We start from the raw sequence: 17,546 nt of genomic DNA on the forward strand, positions 1-17,546 counted from the left end.
GTTACCCGATGTTGCTGTAAACTGCTTAATTTACTAGGAAGCACTGCGGCGAAAGTAATACAACAACACATCCAACATTTTCTCACATTCACTATATGAGGTTGCAGCGCATCAAATCAAGCTGGCACCAAACTACCTGACAGTCCCAACGGTGCTAACTTAGTACGGGCCTTCTCCGCGTCTTCCTTATTTGCAAAAGGCCCTACCCGAATCCTGATCCTGTCGCCCAAGGAGGTCTTAATCTTTTGCGTGTAGGAACGAATTCCGGCTCCGGTTAACTTTCCTTGCAGCTCATCGACTTTTTCCTGCGATGCCAAAGCCGCAATCTGAATCACAAACTTACCGGATTTTTTTTCTGCTGCAGGCGCTGCGCTATCGGTACGACCGTTCAAAATCGCCGCGGCACGCGCCGAGTCGCCTTCCGAATCGTTAACTGAAGGACGATCCTCTGCGCTCACTTCACTTTTAGGCTCGGGACGCGGCTTCCGCTCCTCCTTTATCGCCACCTTGGGTTTGGTTTCTACTTTAGCTTTAGCTGTCGTCTTTGGATCAGCTTTGGCTTCCGCAGCTATCACCGCCTCAGGCGGCGGCGCGACAACGCCATTCTCTACAGGCATGGTCGCATTGGAAGCTGTGTTTTTTACAACATCCGATGGAGAAGATAAATTTGGTTCCCCTGTACTGGCAGGGTCAATAATTTCTTCCTGTTTGTCTAAACCGCTTTTATTCAAGCCACTTATTGCATGGGGAGAATCGGATGCGAATGAGGATGCGGAAGCCGGAGCTACAGTAGATGCTGGCTTTTCACCCGGTTTTTCAGCCGGTTTTTCACGCGACGGTATCTGGATCGCAATATCGGACGGTAGTGGCTTGGGTTCCGAATCAAGCACCATCGGTAACACGATTACCACTGCAAGGACTAATGCGACGGCACCGACCAAACGACGCCGCGCACGTTTTTTTTCCGGCAGAACCGGGTCTTCTGGATCGTTGCTTTGATTATTACTGGTCTTGCGTTTTCTGTTGGCACGTAGTGCGCCGCTATCTTCCTCGGCGCGCGAATGGTAGGCGCTCTGCTCAGAGACAGGCTTTTGCTTATTTTTACCGAAGAAAGAGAAAAAACCCATGCGATATCGTTTTAATTTGAGAGTGCGCTAGTAAAGTAATGACTGATATGCACCGCATTGCAGCGCATATCGGTCAATGAAATCCAGATTTTCTGGCTTTCATGACACCGGCAACGGTCACAAAAGATCCAAAAACCACAATTCTATCATTCTCGCCCGCCCGACTCAGCGCATTTGCATAGGCTTGCGCAGGATTAGGAAACATTTGAATGGTAGATTCTGCACCGGCGGCCTCTTGCGCCACTACACCAACCTCTTGTAATTGCTGTTTTAATTGTTCTGCTGTCGCAGCGCGAGGGAGCGGCAGATCAGTGACGCACCAGTGATCAATCCTGCCTTTCAGCTGCGTAAGAATGCCGTGAATATCTTTGTCCTGCATGGCACCGAATATCCCGAACGTGTACGGGTGAAACCCCATATTATCGAGATTTTGTCCCAACGTGGCCGCCGCATGCGGGTTGTGCGCCACGTCCAGAACGACCAGCGGCTGCCCCGGCATTACCTGAAACCGCGCCGGCAATTCGACCGTCACCAGACCGGTACGTACTTCCTGTGCACTGACCGGCAACTGAAAGCGTAACGCTTCCAGAGCTGCCAAGGCCGCTGAAGCATTAAGTAGTTGATTAGCGCCACGCAGGCTGGGGTATCCCAAAGAATTGCGGCGCTGACTGCGTCCGCCGTAATTCCACTGTTGTTTATCGCCCGTATAGTTAAAGTCGCGTCCCAGCAACCATAAGTCAGCACCAATCGCATTAGCATGATCGATCAGCGATTGCGGCGGGACCGGGTCGCTGCAAATAGCGGTTTTACCTGCCCGAAAAATCCCAGCCTTCTCAAAGCCAATTTTTTCGCGTGTATCGCCCAGATAATCAGTGTGGTCGATGTCGATGCTGGTGACAATGGCGATATCCGCATCAATCACGTTGACGGCATCAAGGCGACCACCGAGACCCACCTCCAGAATCACGACTTCCAGATTGGCAGACGCCAGTAAATGCATGATCGCCAGCGTCGTAAATTCAAAATAGGTAAGAGAAATATCGCCGCGCTGTGCCTCGACGGCTTCAAAACTGGCGATGAGTTCCTCATCCGTGGCTGACACGCCATTCACTTGCGCGCGTTCGTTAAACTTTAAAAAATGCGGCTTGATGTACAGTCCGACTTTATACCCAGCGCGCAGCAGCATGGACTCTAGCATCGCGCAGGTTGAGCCTTTACCGTTGGTCCCCGCCACCATGATGACCGGGCAGGCAAACTGCAGGCCAAGACGCTGTTTAACCAGTTGAACCCGATCCACCCCCATGTCAATGGTTTTAAAATGACGCGACTCGAGTAACGCCAGCCAATTATCAAGTGGGGTGGGAGAACTTGCATCGACGGGTGTGTTCGACGTGATAGACATGGCATGCTCATTCAAAAAAAATAACCCGGACAGCAAGCAATGCGGGCTATAAGGGTTCAGGCAAAATCAGGACCTACGTTGCTGGCTCGCTAAAGCTCGCCTGCCTGGGCAGCGTCTGTAAGCCCGGTGCGAAAACGATTTTGCGTAAGTTTGAAACTTATCAAGCAAGCGTTTCTGCGGGTTGATTTTGTAATAAAGCCAGCAACCGCGCGATTTCTTCACGCATCTTGCGACGATCAACAATCATATCAACTGCGCCTTTGGTGACCAGAAATTCAGAACGCTGAAAGCCTTCCGGCAATTTCTCACGTACAGTATTTTCGATCACTCGCGGGCCGGCAAAGCCGATCAAGGCTTTTGGCTCCGCTATTACGACGTCACCCATAAACGCGAATGAAGCCGAAACCCCACCCATCGTCGGGTCAGTCAGGACACTGATAAATGGCAATTTTTTTTCTGAAAGCTTGGTCAGCATTGCAGTGGTTTTTGCCATTTGCAATAGAGACAACAAACCCTCTTGCATGCGGGCACCACCAGTTGCCGTGATGCAGATGAACGGTACCTTTTGTTCCAGCGCCGCTTGTGCGCCCCGGACAAAACGCTCACCCACGACAGACCCCATTGATCCGCCCATGAACTCGAACTCAAAACAGGCAACCACCACAGGGAGCGTCATGATGGCGCCGCCAAGCACAATCAGTGCGTCCGTCTCACCGGTGGCTTCCATCGCCGCCTTGAGGCGATCAGGGTATTTCTTGCTATCTTTAAACTTTAGCGTATCGATCGGTAATGTTTCCTGACCGATTTCATAACGACCGCCAGCATCCAGTAGCGCGTCAAGCCGATCGCGCGCGCGAATACGCAGGTGATGGCTACATTTTGGGCAAACATGGATATTGGATTCAAGATCGGTGCGGTAAAGCACTGCCTCACAGGACGGGCATTTTACCCAAAGTCCTTCAGGAATAGATTTGCGTGTCGCAGAATCGCTACGCTGAATCCGCGGCGGAAGTAGTTTTTCGAGCCAACTCATAGAGCGACCTCCCTCATATTTTTTTCTTGCCGAATTGTACCTTCAACCAAAAATCAGCGATAGTGAAACGATGATTGCAACGTTTGCATCGCTTATTGGCAAAAAAATACTTTTTACTTAGTTTTTGTATCGACCCTTGCGTGAAGCGATCCATCGACCAAATTCACCGACGTCTGCTCGCCAACGACTTTATTCGTCTAAAGCTCTACGTATACCACTGATAAAAGTTTGCACGGCCGCGACCGCATGCTCACGCGGTGTGGTCTCCAGTTCCTGAATAATGCGACTGCCGATGACAACTGCGTCCGCGACTTGCGCCACCGCTTTCGCTGTCGCAGCATCGCGAATCCCAAAACCGACGCCGATGGGTAACTTAACATGCTTACGTATTGCTTCAATCCGTTTAGTCACGTCAGCAATGTCGATATTTGCGGCGCCTGTGACACCCTTCAGTGACACATAATAAGCGAACCCACCACCGACATGGGCAACTTGTTTAATGCGCTCTTCAGTAGAAGTCGGAGCCAATAAAAAGATAGGATCCATACCGTTGATCCGCATCTTTTGTGCAAATTCTTCGCATTCTTCGGGCGGATAGTCCACCACAATCGTACCGTCAACGCCCGCTTCTTTTGCTGCGCTAATAAATGCATCCACGCCCATGCGTTCAAGCGGATTGGCGTATCCCATTAATACGACGGGTGTATGCGAATTAGTCTGACGAAACACGCGCACATAACCTAAAACGTCATGCAGGCTGACATTAAATTTAAGCGCGCGTTCACAGGCGCGCTGGATAACCGGGCCTTCCGCCATAGGATCAGAAAACGGCACGCCGAGTTCCAGAATATCAGCGCCGCCCGCTACCAATGCATGCATCAAAGGGACGGTAAGTTCTGGATCGGGATCGCCAGCAGTGATAAATGGGATCAGGCCTTTTTTATTATTCGCAGCCAGATCGGCCATCGTTGTTTGGATTCGTGACATGGTTTGTCTTTGTAAGGTGTTCTTGTGCTATTCATTGCGCTGGGCAAAAAATTATCAAAATTTGCGCAACAAGATAAACGGAAGGATTGCGCTAAACAGGTAAAGAAATATGGTCAAAATACGTGCCACCATCGCTATTATTTCAACAAAGAGGCGGCACGCAGCGGGCCACTACCAGTCAAAAATCTACCGGTAGCGCCAGATTCGTCATCGCGTCACGGCTTTAAACGCTCAGCCACGGTATGCATGTCCTTATCACCGCGACCAGAAAGGTTGGCTAGAATGATCTTATCTTTCGGCAAAGTTGCCGCAAGCTTGGCGGCGTAAGCCAGTGCATGGCTGGATTCTAACGCGGGGATAATTCCCTCAATAAGGCAGCAGGTATGAAACGCCTCCAGTGCCTCATCATCGGTAATCGTCCCGTAGGTTGCCCGCCCAGAATCTTTTAACCACGCGTGTTCCGGACCGACGCCAGGATAGTCCATTCCGGCCGATACCGAATGGGTCTCAATGACCTGACCATTTTCGTCCTGTAACAAGTAGGTGCGATTACCGTGCAACACGCCAGGTGAGCCAGCAGTCAGTGACGCTGAGTGCTTACCACTAGCCAAGCCCTCGCCCGCAGCTTCGACGCCGACCAGCTTCACGTCATGATGATTGATGTAGGGATAAAAAATACCCATCGCATTGGAGCCGCCACCGACGCAGGCCACGACGTAATCCGGTTGACGGCCTGTCATTTCCGGCATTTGGGTCAGACATTCTTCACCGATCACCGATTGAAAATTGCGCACCATCATCGGATAAGGATGCGGACCGGCGACTGTGCCAATGATGTAAAACGTATCTTCAACGTTGGTGACCCAATCACGCATCGCCTCGTTAAGCGCATCTTTCAACGTCTTGGAGCCGGACTCGACCGGGATCACAGTAGCCCCCAGCAGATTCATCCGATAAACGTTCTGCTTTTGGCGCTTGACGTCCTCGCTACCCATGTACACCACGCACTCCAGACCAAATCGTGCGCAAATTGTGGCGGTGGCAACACCATGCTGACCGGCACCGGTCTCCGCGATGACACGCGGCTTGCCCATGCGTTTTGCCAGCAATGCCTGACCGATAACATTGTTAATTTTGTGCGCGCCGGTGTGATTTAAATCTTCGCGCTTAAAGTAAATCTGCGCGCCGCCCATCTGCTCGGACCAGCGCTTGGCGTGATATATCGGACTTGGACGACCGACGAAGTGTTTTAGTTCGCTTTCAAATTCAGCGACAAATTCTGGTTGATATTGATAGTGTGCGTAGGCTTCGGTTAATTCCTTCAATGCCAGCGTCAGCGTTTCTGACACAAAACTTCCGCCATACATACCGAAGTGACCGCGGGCGTCGGGCAGGTTGTAATGGGCGCTTTGTTCCAAGTTGGCCGTGACCGGTGACTGACGCTCGGCATAATGCTCAAGCGGATTAAGTTCTTTCATGATAATTCTCTCTCAAATGGCTGGTTTATTGCTGATTAATTCCTGCTTGATTGCTGCGTCTGCTGAGTGACTGCTGCATGACTTTTGAGATGCATGGCATCCAGAATAAGCCTCACGTAAAGCAGCAAATGTTTCAGCAAAATAACTCGCAATCAATCAATAATTAATCAATAACTGCGTCCGCTCGGCGTACCGCTTCAATGAAGGCATGTATCTTTGCGGGGTCTTTGATGCCCTTTTCTTGTTCCACACCGCTGCTGATATCGACGGCAAAAGGGCGCACGCGTACCACCGCGTCAGTCACGTTTTGTACGCTCAAGCCACCACTTAAAACGACCTGAGGCGCGAGTTCTTCTGGAATGAGAGACCAATCAAAAACCTTTCCGCTACCACCGTAACCATCTACTAAGGTATCAAGCAACAAACCGGCGAAAAGCCGACTCCCTGATCGATAATCAAAATCGTATTCTATCAAATCGGCAGCAACCGTTGCGCTTCCTATGCGCATAGCGCGTAAAAAAGGACGATTTACCCTGGCCGCCGCTGCATTACAGTTAACTACCGTCTCATCGCCGTGAAATTGCAACAAAGACAATGGTGCAACAGCAACCGTGGACGCAACCTCTTCTTCCGTTGCATTAACGAACAATCCGACAGCGGAGACAAAAGGCGGTAACGTGGCGATCAACTCGGCAGCCCTTAGCGGCGTCACATAACGCGGACTCTTGGCATAAAAAACAAAGCCAATGGCGTCTGCTCCGGCTGCAACGGCGGCCGCCAGATCCTGCTCTCGAGTTAAGCCACAAATTTTGATACGCGTACGATGGTTCATAGTTGCCGATATAATAATATTACAGGGCACTAACGTTAGCTAAGCCCCTCCAAAATTCTTTATATTGCGATTGCCTCATCGGACGTTCGCTCTGTTACCGATGAACAAACTACAATAGGTAAAAGAATCATTGCGCCTGGATAGTTCGTCATCATTTTTGTGATGTGACACCATTCTGCTACTTATTTAAAGCCACGGTAAAATTTTACTGGTCTGCTGTGGCAGGTTCCATTTGGCGCTATAACTAACAGCCGCGAGATATAACCCGTCTGGCATAAATGTGGGCGCGGCACGACTTCGGTCTTTCTGCAGCAATAAATCGGCTATCCAATCGGGAGATTGTTTTCCGTTACCGACAAAAATCAACGAGCCGATCATGTTACGCACCATATGATGAAGAAAAGCGTTTGCACGTAAAGTAAACACCATTAGATCACCACTGCTTTCGATACTCACTTGATGCATGGTCCTGATCGGCGAGCGCGCCTGACATTCGATGGCCCGAAATGCAGAAAAGTCATGGGTGCCGACAAAATGCGCCGCCGCCTCTTGCATAAGCACCAGATTGAGAGGCCGAAAGGCCCACCCTACCTTATTCACCAACAATGGCGAGCGCACCGGATGGTTGTAAAGCAAATAATGGTACGTGCGCTCAGTTGCACTAAAACGCGCATGAAACTGCTGATCGCCATCCACGTGCGCGCTCACCTCAGCATGCGGTACCTCGCAAGCCCAGCGCACCGCAATTGATGCTGGTAAAAACGCATTTAGCCCACGCACCCAGGACGCCATATCGCGCGATAATGGCGTGTCAAAATGCACAACCTGCTCCAGCGCATGAACGCCCGCATCAGTGCGACCGGCACATATGGTCGATACCTTCCCTTGGGTGAATTTTTGCAAAGCTAGCTCCAACCTGTCCTGAACGGTTTTGCCGCTCGGCTGGGTTTGCCATCCTTGCCAGGGAGTGCCATCATATTGCACGCCGAGAACGATTCGCTTCAAATCAACTCCACAATTAAAAATTTTGCACACTGATGCTCAATGCTGAATGCTGAATGCTCCCATGCCGTACTTTAGTGTCAGCCAGGCCGAGGGCAGAAAATATTTTTGCCGCACATAACGAGCCATATACAAGGCAAGCCATGGGTGCTGAAACTGGTCTCATATGACGGAAGGAGATTTTACGGTTATGCAGGGGCTACAGAGCACTTTAATTCTGCATCCTCCAGGCACAGCGCCGATCACCTAGCAATATCTATGTTCAATATCTTTGTTGCATGCCAACGATCCATCCTGCTAAAGGCGCGATTGTACGCCAACGTGAGCAGTGTTCAACTTTCCCTAAAACACAAACGGACGCCAGCAAAACGCCTACGCCCGTCAGTTATTACCTACCGCGAACCATGCCTTTAAGCGGTAATTTACCCATCAAATAGTTCTAAACAATCTTTGCCATCAAAGTCTTTGCGGCCGCGACCTGCTCCGCATCACCACCTTTTAATACCTCTTCCAGCAATTCACGCGCGCCTTCGCTGTCGCCAATTTCTTGATAGGCTTCCGCAAGTTCAAGCTTGGTCGCCATCTCTGCATTAGGCACAGTAGATGCACCGAGTGGTCTGTGTGTGCCCTGCGCGGCTGGTATATGCGTTTCGGTAGTACCGCCGAGGTCAAACGTCATGCCAGCCAGCTCAAGCTCCAAAGGTGAAGCCGTCGGGATAGCCGGTGCAACCATAGGGGTCGGTGGTGGCGCTAATGCGGGGACTTTTGGTAGTCCAGCATGCTCCCCTGCTATTTGGAGTCCACCTGCTACGCCGGAATCGGCCGCTACCGTTGGCTTGTCACCGAGGTCAAAATCCAGCGCATCCATCATTGATTTTGCGTGCGCGGGGGTAGGAATCGCCGCAACCGGCAGTGACGTTGCAATACTGCCGTCCGCCTCGTCAAGGTCAAAGTCCAGATCTGGCCGACTATTTGCGGCTAACGGTTTGTGCGCCAGCTCTTCGGCGCTAAGCGGAGCAAATAATAGTGGCACCCCATCGTCTTCGTCTTTATGAATGCTACTTTGCGGCTTCAGCGGTTCGGTCAGCGCATGCAATGCATTAAAATCAAGCACGCTCATTACCTGCTTGGGCGCACTCTCTGGCAAAGGCTGTGCCACTACTGGCTCTGGCGAATGACCACTTGCATAGAGCGGATTGGCAGGATTGACGACCGCGCCTAAGGCAATCGCCTGAGCCCATTCATCACCCGCGCCGCTGGTCAGGCTAAATAGTTCACTTGCCACCATGTCGAATGCGCTTACGTCTTTACGCGTCGCGTATATTTCCAGCAATTTAACCCGAATGGCCAAGCGAACAGGCTGGCTGCGCAATGCTTCTTTTAATATGTCTTCCGCCTGCACGTCACGACCGTAAGCAATATACACATCGGCTTCTGCGACCGGGTCAACGTTGGTGTCAAGGTTGCTGACCAATGGGGCAAAGTTGGAGTCAAATACGCTGTTTTTTGTATCCGCGCTTTGTGCGCCCGTGGATGTAAATAAGGCGTTCGTTTTCAAACCCGATTTTGAAAATGGTGAACCGTCGCCAGCCAACAGGGCTGCTCGCTTGTTTTTACGATAGCGCGTAACGCCCAGTGCTGCCAACAGCAATGCCAGCAAGCCCGCCCCTGGCAAAACCAATGGATTATCCAAGAGGCCGCTAAAGAAGCCGGGCGCCGCGGTGGGCGCAGGCATATTACCGTCGGCTGACTTAGTCGCGGCTGCAGTGGCTATGACAGGCGCTTTGGGCGCAATGCCACTAACAGGCACTGTATCAATGGGTTGAACTGCGGGCAACGCCGGATCTGCTATGACCGAGCCACCATTCGGCACTGCCAAGACAACTGCGGGGGCCGGGGTTGCACTCGATGTAGTAGCCGAAGCTGGCGTCGATGTAGTGGAGGAAGGCGGCGTCGGTGCGGTAGCTGCAGCCTGCGTCGCTGCCGTCGGGCGCCCGGCATCCTGCGCCTTGCCCGTTGCTAATGCCTGCTTTTGCAGTTCGTCTATATTTTTTGTTTTTACATCCAGAACTTTTTGTAAATCGCTCACATTTTTCTCAAGCTCTTTAACCCGTGCATCGACTTCAATGCTTGCCTTTTCGCGCGCGACCTGCTCCTCTGTTGCAGCAACCGACTTTGCATCACCTTTGCCCGCGCCGCCAATGCCACCCGAGCGAGACAATTTCAGCTTATCTCTGGCATCGTTGACCGGGTTCGCTTGTTCTTCGACTTTTGCGGTAATCTTTCCCCCGCCGCTTTGTTTGGTCTCACTTGTATCGCGCGCCGCGCCCTCGGTCGCTTTACTGGCTAGCGCGTTACGATAGCCGTTAAAATCCCGGGACATTACCAAGACCATACTTTTAGCTTTGCTGCGACTGATCCCGTTCGCGGCACCCGCACTCGGAATTGTGAGGACCTGACCGCTACGCAAACGGTTAATATTTTTGTTGATAAATGCGCTCTCGTTACCGAGATACATCGCTACCAACATTTGATCGATTGACACGCCAGTTGGTAAATTAGCTGACGCGATGCGGTATAGCGTCTCGCCTTTTACCACTTCATGATTAACATCGCCCTTGCTGCCTGTTGCGGCCGTCGCGCCTGACGGTTGTGTAGCTAAGTTGTCGCTACGTCCAACTTTATCAGTTTTTTTTTCGGCATAGCGCGGAGTCGGCCGATCATTGCGCGCGCCAGCTAAAAAGGCGGTCGAACCGCGACCGGAACCAGTTGTTGCAGAGGGGGGCACTACCGGTGCAGATTCTGCGCGAATGGGCGTTGCGATTTGCGAACTTTGCGCCATGCGCACAGTGGCTGGGAAATTTCCTGGCGTACCGGCAGGATCGAGCAATACATTAAACTCTCTTACCACGCGCGTCTTGGTGCCGCCCAATTCCATTAAGACGGCCACAAACGGCTCATTGATGGGTTGCGTGGAAGTAACTCGCACAAATTTGCGCTTACCGCGTTGGTCGATTGAGAATTGCAGAGATAATAAAGCCGGATTGAAGTCGAGATTCGCCTGCTTATACGCATCAGCCGAAGCTAATTTCGCCACCAGTTGGGATTCTTCCTCCTTGGCGACAGAAGTTAATTCAATTTCCGCCCTTAGGGGCTGCCCCAAAGAAGATAAGACCGTTATTTTGCCGAAACCGGCAGCATGCGCGCCGGCTATCAAAACCATGGAAGAAATTACCACCGAAGTAACCGTCTTTACACTAGCGGATAATAACTTACTCGATGAATTCAAACGCTTGCTTGGTGGCATAGAGGACGTTCCGTTGACGGTAGTTGAAAGATAAATCTTGCGTTTATCAATGTTATTCCAAAAGTTTATAATTCGACTACGCGCATATTGCGCTCAGCAACTCATAAAAGGTAACGCGCGCTAAGATAGATAGTTGTTGGCTGAAAGTTGCGAATATAGCCGAAATTTACGGTCGAAAATGCGCTAATGCTTAAAGCGCACAAAGTAAGAAAGATAATCAATACAGACTGATCATTTGGTAAGAAAAGCAATATCAAATAAAATCAGTCAGTAGTGACTGATTATTTCAGCCACAAAGCCCCAATTACAAATCATCGACCACTGCAATCGATTTTGATTAACGTTCGAGGAGGCCGTGTAGTTTTATCCTTATATTATTACTTATCCAGAACAATCCGCAACATCCGGCGTAATGGCTCAGCCGCACCCCAGAGCAACTGGTCTCCGACTGTAAAGGCTGACAAGTAATCGCCGCCCATTTCGAGTTTACGCACGCGCCCGACAGGTATCGTCAAACTACCTGTAACGGCGGCGGGCGTCAAATCGCGCATGGATGCCTCGCGATTATTTTCGATCAACTTTACCCATTGATTATTGCTCGCGATGATGTCGTTTATTTCATCCAGCGGCACGTCTTTTTTAAGCTTGATAGTCAAAGCCTGAGAGTGACAACGCATCGCTCCGATACGGATACACAGACCATCGACCGGAATCGGCTTTTTACCAGTACTAAATCCTTCGCCACGACCAAGAATTTTATTGGTCTCTGCGCCTGCTTTCCATTCTTCTTTGGACTGACCATTGCCCAGGTCTTTATCGATCCACGGAATCAGATTACCGGCCAGTGGTGCGCCAAACTGCTTGGTTTCTTCAGCCGAAAAACTATGTTGTCGCGCCAGTACTTTACGGTCGATTTCCAGAATCGCCGCCGCCGGGTTATCCAGCAATGACTTGACCTCGGCATTAATCGCGCCGAATTGGGTGAGTAACTCACGCATATGCTGCGCGCCACCACCTGATGCAGCCTGATAGGTCATGGAGGTAATCCACTCTACCAAATCATGCTGAAACAGTCCGCCTAGTCCCATCATCATGCAAGAGACGGTGCAATTACCACCAACGTAGTTTTTGATGCCACGTGTCAGGCCGTCTTTAATCACATCCAGATTGACCGGGTCCAATACAATGATCGCATCATCCTTCATGCGCAAGGTCGAGGCTGCGTCAATCCAGTAGCCGTTCCATCCCGCCGCCCGCAGTTTTGGGAAAATTTCGCTGGTGTAGTCGCCGCCTTGACACGTAATAATGATCTCGCATTTTTTTAATGCTTCGATATCATTGGCATCTTTTAACGTTGTTTCGTTTTTTGCCAATGCGGGCGCAGTTCCGCCCGCATTTGAAGTTGAAAAAAATACTGGTTCAATATGGGCGAAATCGCCCTCTTCCTGCATCCGCTGCATCAAGACCGAACCAACCATGCCACGCCAACCGACTAAACCAACCAACTTCATTGTCATTCCCTATAACATGGCGAGGTATTCCCGCAACTTGGTTATTAATTATTAAAACTCATGCCACAGGCATCGGGGTGTGCGTTACTGACCGCTCAACGTTACGCCAACGCCTTTAATACCGCCTGGCCCATTTCACTGGTGCTGACCTTGGTCGTGCCAGATTCATGAATATCCGTGGTACGTAATCCCTGGCCGAGCACTTTTTTGACTGCCGTTTCGATACGATCAGCCTGCTCCGCTTTATTCAGCGAATAGCGCAACATCATCGCAGCCGAAAGAATGGTTGCCAACGGATTGGCTATGCCCTTACCGGCGATATCCGGTGCAGAACCATGCGACGGTTCATACAAGCCTTTATTGTTTGCATCTAATGATGCCGATGGCAACATGCCGATTGAGCCGGTCAACATCGCTGCAGCATCTGACAAAATGTCACCGAACATGTTACCGGTGACAATGACGTCGAATTTTTTTGGCGCGCGTACTAATTGCATTGCGGCGTTATCGACGTACATATGCTCCAATGCGACGTCAGGATATTCTTTATGCACATCTGTCACAATGTCGCGCCAGAACTGAAAAGTCTCAAGTACGTTGGCTTTATCAACGCTGGTCAAGCGCTTATCGCGCTTTTGAGCAGTTTGAAACGCTACATGGGCAATACGACGAATTTCTGTTTCGGCATAACGCATAGTATCAAAACCTTCACGCTCGCCTTTAAATGCGCCATCAGGCGCAGTGCGCACGCCGCGCGGCTGACCAAAATAAATATCACCTGTCAACTCACGGATGATCAAAATATCCAGCCCTGAGACAACCTCCGGCTTCAGGGTGGAAGCCCCTGCCAGCTCGGGATACAGAATCGCCGGACGCAGATTGGCAAACAGTCCCAGCTTCTTGCGCAAACCGAGAATAGCTTGCTCAGGACGCAACGAACGCTCCAATGCGTCATATTGGTAATCACCGACCGCACCGAACAGAATGGCGTCGGCTTCCTGCGCCAGCTTGAGTGTCGCATCGGGCAACGGATGACCGTGCGCTGCGTAACCGGCACCGCCAACGACCGCCGTTTCCATTTCAAATTTTTCACCGAGCGCGTTCAGGACATTCACCGCTTGCTCAATGATTTCGGGACCGATGCCGTCGCCGGGTAAAATTGCTATTTTCATGTTTTGTAAATAATAAAATTCAAAAGAAACTTCAAAGATTTCAAGGATGTATTAAATCTTAACCCGGCCTTGACGCGTCTTGTGAGAATTGATTAAGCGTCGCTATGCGGTCGGACGTAGATACATGATCGCTACAGAGACGACTGAATCGCAATATCGGGCGCTATCAACCATTATCGATGCGCCGACATCAACCGCACGCCTAAGCCGATTAAATCGTATTTGCCAGCCAAGGCTGTTCAAACAAATGACGATCTTCAAACGCATGAATTTTGTCCGCTTGACGCAATGTCAGTCCTATATCATCAAGACCATTCAGCAAGCAATATTTACGGAACTCGCCCACTTCAAATGGATAGCTGACACTACCATCGGAGGTTGCAACGATCTGCTTTTCCAGATCAATAATGAGACGAAAACCTGGGAATGCTTTCACTTCGTCAAACAATTGGTCGATTTGGGTTTCTGGCAAAACGATCGGCAACAAGCCATTTTTGTAGCAATTATTGAAGAAGATATCAGCAAAGCTCGGCGCGATTACTGCGCGGAATCCATATTGATCCAGCGCCCACGGTGCGTGCTCGCGGGAAGATCCACAACCAAAATTCTTGCGGGTCAACAAAATTGAAGCGCCTTGAAAGCGTGCCTGATTCAGCACAAAGTCAGGGTTAAGCGGACGTCTAGAGTTATCCATACCCGGCTCACCATGATCCAGATAACGCCACTCATCAAATAGATTCGGCCCAAATCCGGTACGCAGGATGGATTTCAAAAATTGCTTCGGTATGATGGCGTCAGTATCTACATTGGCGCGATCGAGCGGAGCCACCAAGCCATCTAGTACGGTAAATTTATTCATGACATTTATTCCAAAATTAAGCGCATAAGATCGGGCAAGGGCAAGGGCAACAGATAGCTGCGGCACACAGCACAACCCGAGACAATCAGGCAGCAACTGAACCAAATAATGGTCAGCTTGTACTACACGGCTACCTACCCTGTATCTTCTCGCCTACATGTTCAACATCTTTGCCGAAACCATGAAACGTATTGCATCCGACCATTAACGTCACCACGGCAGCAACGAGACATACATGGATAATTTTTTTCATATTTCTAAGTCTTAGATTCTAAGTAAAGGCTTTAACCTGCAAATGAAACGCATTGACGAATTAAGATATTTACCGATTAAAGCGACCGTATATCCACAAAATGGCCTGCGATACCCGCGGCCGCGGCCATGGCCGGACTGACCAGATGGGTGCGACCGCCATTGCCCTGGCGACCTTCAAAATTGCGGTTCGAGGTTGATGCGCAACGCTCGCCAGGCTCAAGACGATCCGCATTCATTGCCAGACACATCGAGCAGCCCGGTTCGCGCCATTCAAAACCGGCATCTCTAAATATTTTATCCAGACCTTCACGCTCAGCCTGCGCTTTTACCAGGCCGGATCCAGGTACGACCATTGCTAATTTCACATTGGAAGCCCGGAATTTACCGCGAACTACCACGGCGGCAGCACGCAAATCTTCAATGCGTGAATTTGTACACGATCCGATAAATACTTTATCGATCCGAATGTCTTCCATCAGAGTGTTAGGTTTCAGCGCCATGTAAGCCAGCGCTTTTTCCATACCATCGCGTTTGGTAGGATCCTTTTCTTTATCCGGGTCCGGTACGCGGCCATCAATCGGCACGACCATCTCAGGCGAGGTACCCCAAGTGACTTGCGGTTTGATTTCTGCAGCGTTAAGCGTGACAACCATGTCGAACCTGGCACCGACGTCCGAATGCAGCGTACGCCAATAACTGACAGCGCGCTCCCAGTGAGGACCTACCGGCGACAATGGACGCCCTTTAACATAGTTAATCGTCGTGTCGTCTACCGCAATCATACCGGCTCGCGCACCCGCTTCAATCGCCATGTTACAGACCGTCATACGGCCTTCCATCGACAACGAACGAATAGCAGAACCACCGAACTCAATAGCATATCCGGTTCCACCAGCAGTCCCGATTTGGCCGATCACCGCCAGCACCAGATCTTTTGCGGTGACGCCATCAGGAATCGCACCATCAATCTGGATCAGCATTGATTTAGATTTTTTGGTCAGCAACGTTTGAGTTGCCAATACGTGCTCAACTTCAGAGGTCCCGATGCCCTGCGCCAGACAACCGAACGCGCCATGCGTAGAAGTATGCGAATCGCCGCAAACCACCGTCATGCCCGGCAACGTAGCACCTTGTTCGGGTCCGATCACATGCACAATGCCTTGACGCAGGTCGTTCATCGCAAAGTAGGTCAGGCCGTATTCCTTGGCATTCGCATCCAACGTTTCAACCTGCAAACGCGATACAGGATCAACGATGCCGTGTGCCCGATCAGTAGTGGGAACGTTATGATCGGCAACCACCAGGTTGGCGGGTACCCGCCAAGGGGTGCGTCCAGCCAGCTTCAGGCCGTCAAATGCTTGAGGGCTTGTCACCTCATGCAGTAAGTGGCGATCGATGTATAAAATTGCCGTGCCATCCTGTTCGGCATGGACAACGTGGGATTCCCATAATTTATCGTAAAGCGTTTTTAGCATGATCAATCGCGTATCAAGACGCGTTAAACAGTGAGATTAGCCTCTGATTATGCCATAAATGCGACTATCAAATTCGGGTGAAAACATGGGGGAGCGTATAAAAACGACACGATCTTGACCATTCTGCGGACAATATGGGAGATTCGAAGGCTTCCCCATGGTTTCTACGCGGTGAGAACGTGCGATTGAGGGGGGTGTTAATTAATAAAAGACAACCTTTTATTTGACGCTGTAAAAATTCAATAGTTATAGAACTTACAGCGCCGTTTAAAAGACATTTTGGTATCCAGGTTGCGATTCAATCAGCAATCAAGGGAAGGAGAGGCGTTTTGTGTTCTTGTTCAGGTGGCGCGATATTGGTGAGGCCTACCTGAGAATTGAGCAAAAAAAGCTCAGCATCATTAGCGCAGGCGAGCTTTTGCATACCCATGCGCTTCTGATTGCTGATGGTTTTACCGCTGCGCCGAAAGTGATCCGCAATTGCCTGCACCGACATACCGCCCAGATATAGCCGCAATACCTCCAGCTCTTTTTTGGATAACAGTGCGATTTTATCGACGTCTGGACGCGTACTTTGTATCGCCAGCATAGCCGTCAGGCTGTTGCTTAAATATTTGTAGCCATCCGCGACACGGCTAATCGCTAGCGGTATTTCGTTCAGATCGCTGCCTTTATTAAGCAGTCCGTGCACGCCAAGCTGCACGATCTTGCTTAATAGTGCTGGATTGGTTAAAACAGTCAACACTATAAGCGCCACGTCAGGGAAACGACTTTTCAAGCGATCCAGCATTTCCAGACCATCACCATAAGCGCCGCCGGGCATAGCGTAGTCAGTCAACACCATGTCCACGCGCGCGCTGTTGAGCAATGCAAAAAGCTCGGTCGAATTGAGCGCTGTGCCGATCAGATTCACCTTAGGGTGGTCTTGTAAAATCGACTGAATTCCTAGTAGCACAACCGGATGATCATCGGCGATGACCAAATTGCGTTTTTGACCATGCATGCGGGTTTCCCATAAAATGTGCCGCTCTCGCTACATGCTGATGCTAGCAATGACGTTGACGAACATTCTATAGATTATATCGCGTTGTTACGCAGAAGAAACA

The 17,546-nt window shown here is 50.5% G+C and carries 14 protein-coding genes; all 14 read right to left on the minus strand.

Translation table 11 applies throughout. From position 1 onward, the window contains the following. Positions 1 to 116: 116 nt before the first annotated feature. Positions 117 to 1,127, minus strand: coding sequence for an SPOR domain-containing protein (locus HAV38_RS08720; RefSeq protein ID WP_168054493.1), 1,011 nt, complete (start codon positions 1,125 to 1,127; stop codon positions 117 to 119). Between the two features lie 73 nt (positions 1,128 to 1,200). Beyond that, positions 1,201 to 2,529, minus strand: coding sequence for a bifunctional tetrahydrofolate synthase/dihydrofolate synthase (gene folC, locus HAV38_RS08725; RefSeq protein WP_168054495.1), 1,329 nt, complete (start codon positions 2,527 to 2,529; stop codon positions 1,201 to 1,203). 160 nt (positions 2,530 to 2,689) lie between these two features. Continuing rightward, a complete protein-coding gene (gene accD / locus HAV38_RS08730) occupies positions 2,690 to 3,562 on the minus strand; it encodes an acetyl-CoA carboxylase, carboxyltransferase subunit beta (RefSeq protein WP_168054497.1) in 873 nt (290 codons plus the stop codon). Positions 3,563 to 3,751: 189 nt separating this feature from the next. Beyond that, positions 3,752 to 4,549, minus strand: a complete 798-nt coding sequence (trpA, locus tag HAV38_RS08735) for a tryptophan synthase subunit alpha (protein ID WP_168054499.1) — start codon at positions 4,547 to 4,549, stop codon at positions 3,752 to 3,754. A 215-nt stretch (positions 4,550 to 4,764) separates the two neighbouring features. Then, positions 4,765 to 6,027, minus strand: a complete 1,263-nt coding sequence (gene trpB, locus HAV38_RS08740) for a tryptophan synthase subunit beta (RefSeq protein ID WP_168054501.1) — start codon at positions 6,025 to 6,027, stop codon at positions 4,765 to 4,767. 163 nt (positions 6,028 to 6,190) lie between these two features. Beyond that, complete coding sequence (locus HAV38_RS08745) at positions 6,191 to 6,859, minus strand: phosphoribosylanthranilate isomerase (protein ID WP_168054503.1); 669 nt, start codon at positions 6,857 to 6,859, stop codon at positions 6,191 to 6,193. Positions 6,860 to 7,045: 186 nt separating this feature from the next. After that, positions 7,046 to 7,864 (minus strand): tRNA pseudouridine(38-40) synthase TruA, encoded by an 819-nt coding sequence (gene truA / locus HAV38_RS08750; RefSeq protein ID WP_168054505.1) that lies wholly within the window; start codon positions 7,862 to 7,864, stop codon positions 7,046 to 7,048. A gap of 436 nt (positions 7,865 to 8,300) precedes the next feature. After that, positions 8,301 to 11,168, minus strand: a complete 2,868-nt coding sequence (locus tag HAV38_RS08755) for a motility hub landmark protein FimV (RefSeq protein WP_209216683.1) — start codon at positions 11,166 to 11,168, stop codon at positions 8,301 to 8,303. A 377-nt stretch (positions 11,169 to 11,545) separates the two neighbouring features. After that, positions 11,546 to 12,679, minus strand: coding sequence for an aspartate-semialdehyde dehydrogenase (asd, locus tag HAV38_RS08760; protein ID WP_168054509.1), 1,134 nt, complete (start codon positions 12,677 to 12,679; stop codon positions 11,546 to 11,548). A gap of 101 nt (positions 12,680 to 12,780) precedes the next feature. Continuing rightward, positions 12,781 to 13,851 carry a 3-isopropylmalate dehydrogenase gene (gene leuB, locus HAV38_RS08765; RefSeq protein WP_168054511.1) on the minus strand — a complete coding sequence of 357 codons (1,071 nt, stop codon included), beginning with the start codon at positions 13,849 to 13,851 and terminating at the stop codon, positions 12,781 to 12,783. Positions 13,852 to 14,062: 211 nt separating this feature from the next. Continuing rightward, positions 14,063 to 14,710 carry a 3-isopropylmalate dehydratase small subunit gene (leuD, locus tag HAV38_RS08770; protein ID WP_168054513.1) on the minus strand — a complete coding sequence of 216 codons (648 nt, stop codon included), beginning with the start codon at positions 14,708 to 14,710 and terminating at the stop codon, positions 14,063 to 14,065. Between the two features lie 130 nt (positions 14,711 to 14,840). Continuing rightward, on the minus strand, positions 14,841 to 14,963 hold the full coding sequence (locus HAV38_RS08775; protein ID WP_168054515.1) for an entericidin A/B family lipoprotein: 123 nt from the start codon (positions 14,961 to 14,963) through the stop codon (positions 14,841 to 14,843). A gap of 76 nt (positions 14,964 to 15,039) precedes the next feature. After that, positions 15,040 to 16,440 (minus strand): 3-isopropylmalate dehydratase large subunit, encoded by a 1,401-nt coding sequence (gene leuC / locus HAV38_RS08780; RefSeq protein WP_168054517.1) that lies wholly within the window; start codon positions 16,438 to 16,440, stop codon positions 15,040 to 15,042. Between the two features lie 298 nt (positions 16,441 to 16,738). Further along, positions 16,739 to 17,443: a response regulator gene (locus tag HAV38_RS08785; RefSeq protein ID WP_168054519.1), complete on the minus strand. Its 705-nt coding sequence runs from the start codon at positions 17,441 to 17,443 to the stop codon at positions 16,739 to 16,741. Positions 17,444 to 17,546 lie beyond the last annotated feature (103 nt).

It is taken from the genome of Glaciimonas immobilis, assembly GCF_011947285.1.
In the GTDB taxonomy this organism is placed as follows: Bacteria; Pseudomonadota; Gammaproteobacteria; order Burkholderiales; family Burkholderiaceae_D; genus Glaciimonas; species Glaciimonas immobilis.

Bases quoted from the DNA above. Each gene is read 5' to 3' on its own strand.
- leuC (WP_168054517.1), bottom strand. From the start codon at position 16,440: ATGCTAAAAACGCTTTACGATAAATTATGGGAATCCCACGTTGTCCAT.
- trpA (WP_168054499.1), bottom strand. From the start codon at position 4,549: ATGTCACGAATCCAAACAACGATGGCCGATCTGGCTGCGAATAATAAA.
- trpB (WP_168054501.1), bottom strand. From the start codon at position 6,027: ATGAAAGAACTTAATCCGCTTGAGCATTATGCCGAGCGTCAGTCACCG.
- leuB (WP_168054511.1), bottom strand. From the start codon at position 13,851: ATGAAAATAGCAATTTTACCCGGCGACGGCATCGGTCCCGAAATCATT.
- HAV38_RS08775 (WP_168054515.1), bottom strand. From the start codon at position 14,963: ATGAAAAAAATTATCCATGTATGTCTCGTTGCTGCCGTGGTGACGTTA.
- accD (WP_168054497.1), bottom strand. From the start codon at position 3,562: ATGAGTTGGCTCGAAAAACTACTTCCGCCGCGGATTCAGCGTAGCGAT.
- HAV38_RS08745 (WP_168054503.1), bottom strand. From the start codon at position 6,859: ATGAACCATCGTACGCGTATCAAAATTTGTGGCTTAACTCGAGAGCAG.
- HAV38_RS08755 (WP_209216683.1), bottom strand. From the start codon at position 11,168: ATGCCACCAAGCAAGCGTTTGAATTCATCGAGTAAGTTATTATCCGCT.
- asd (WP_168054509.1), bottom strand. From the start codon at position 12,679: ATGAAGTTGGTTGGTTTAGTCGGTTGGCGTGGCATGGTTGGTTCGGTC.
- HAV38_RS08785 (WP_168054519.1), bottom strand. From the start codon at position 17,443: ATGCATGGTCAAAAACGCAATTTGGTCATCGCCGATGATCATCCGGTT.
- HAV38_RS08720 (WP_168054493.1), bottom strand. From the start codon at position 1,127: ATGGGTTTTTTCTCTTTCTTCGGTAAAAATAAGCAAAAGCCTGTCTCT.
- folC (WP_168054495.1), bottom strand. From the start codon at position 2,529: ATGTCTATCACGTCGAACACACCCGTCGATGCAAGTTCTCCCACCCCA.
- leuD (WP_168054513.1), bottom strand. From the start codon at position 14,710: ATGAATAAATTTACCGTACTAGATGGCTTGGTGGCTCCGCTCGATCGC.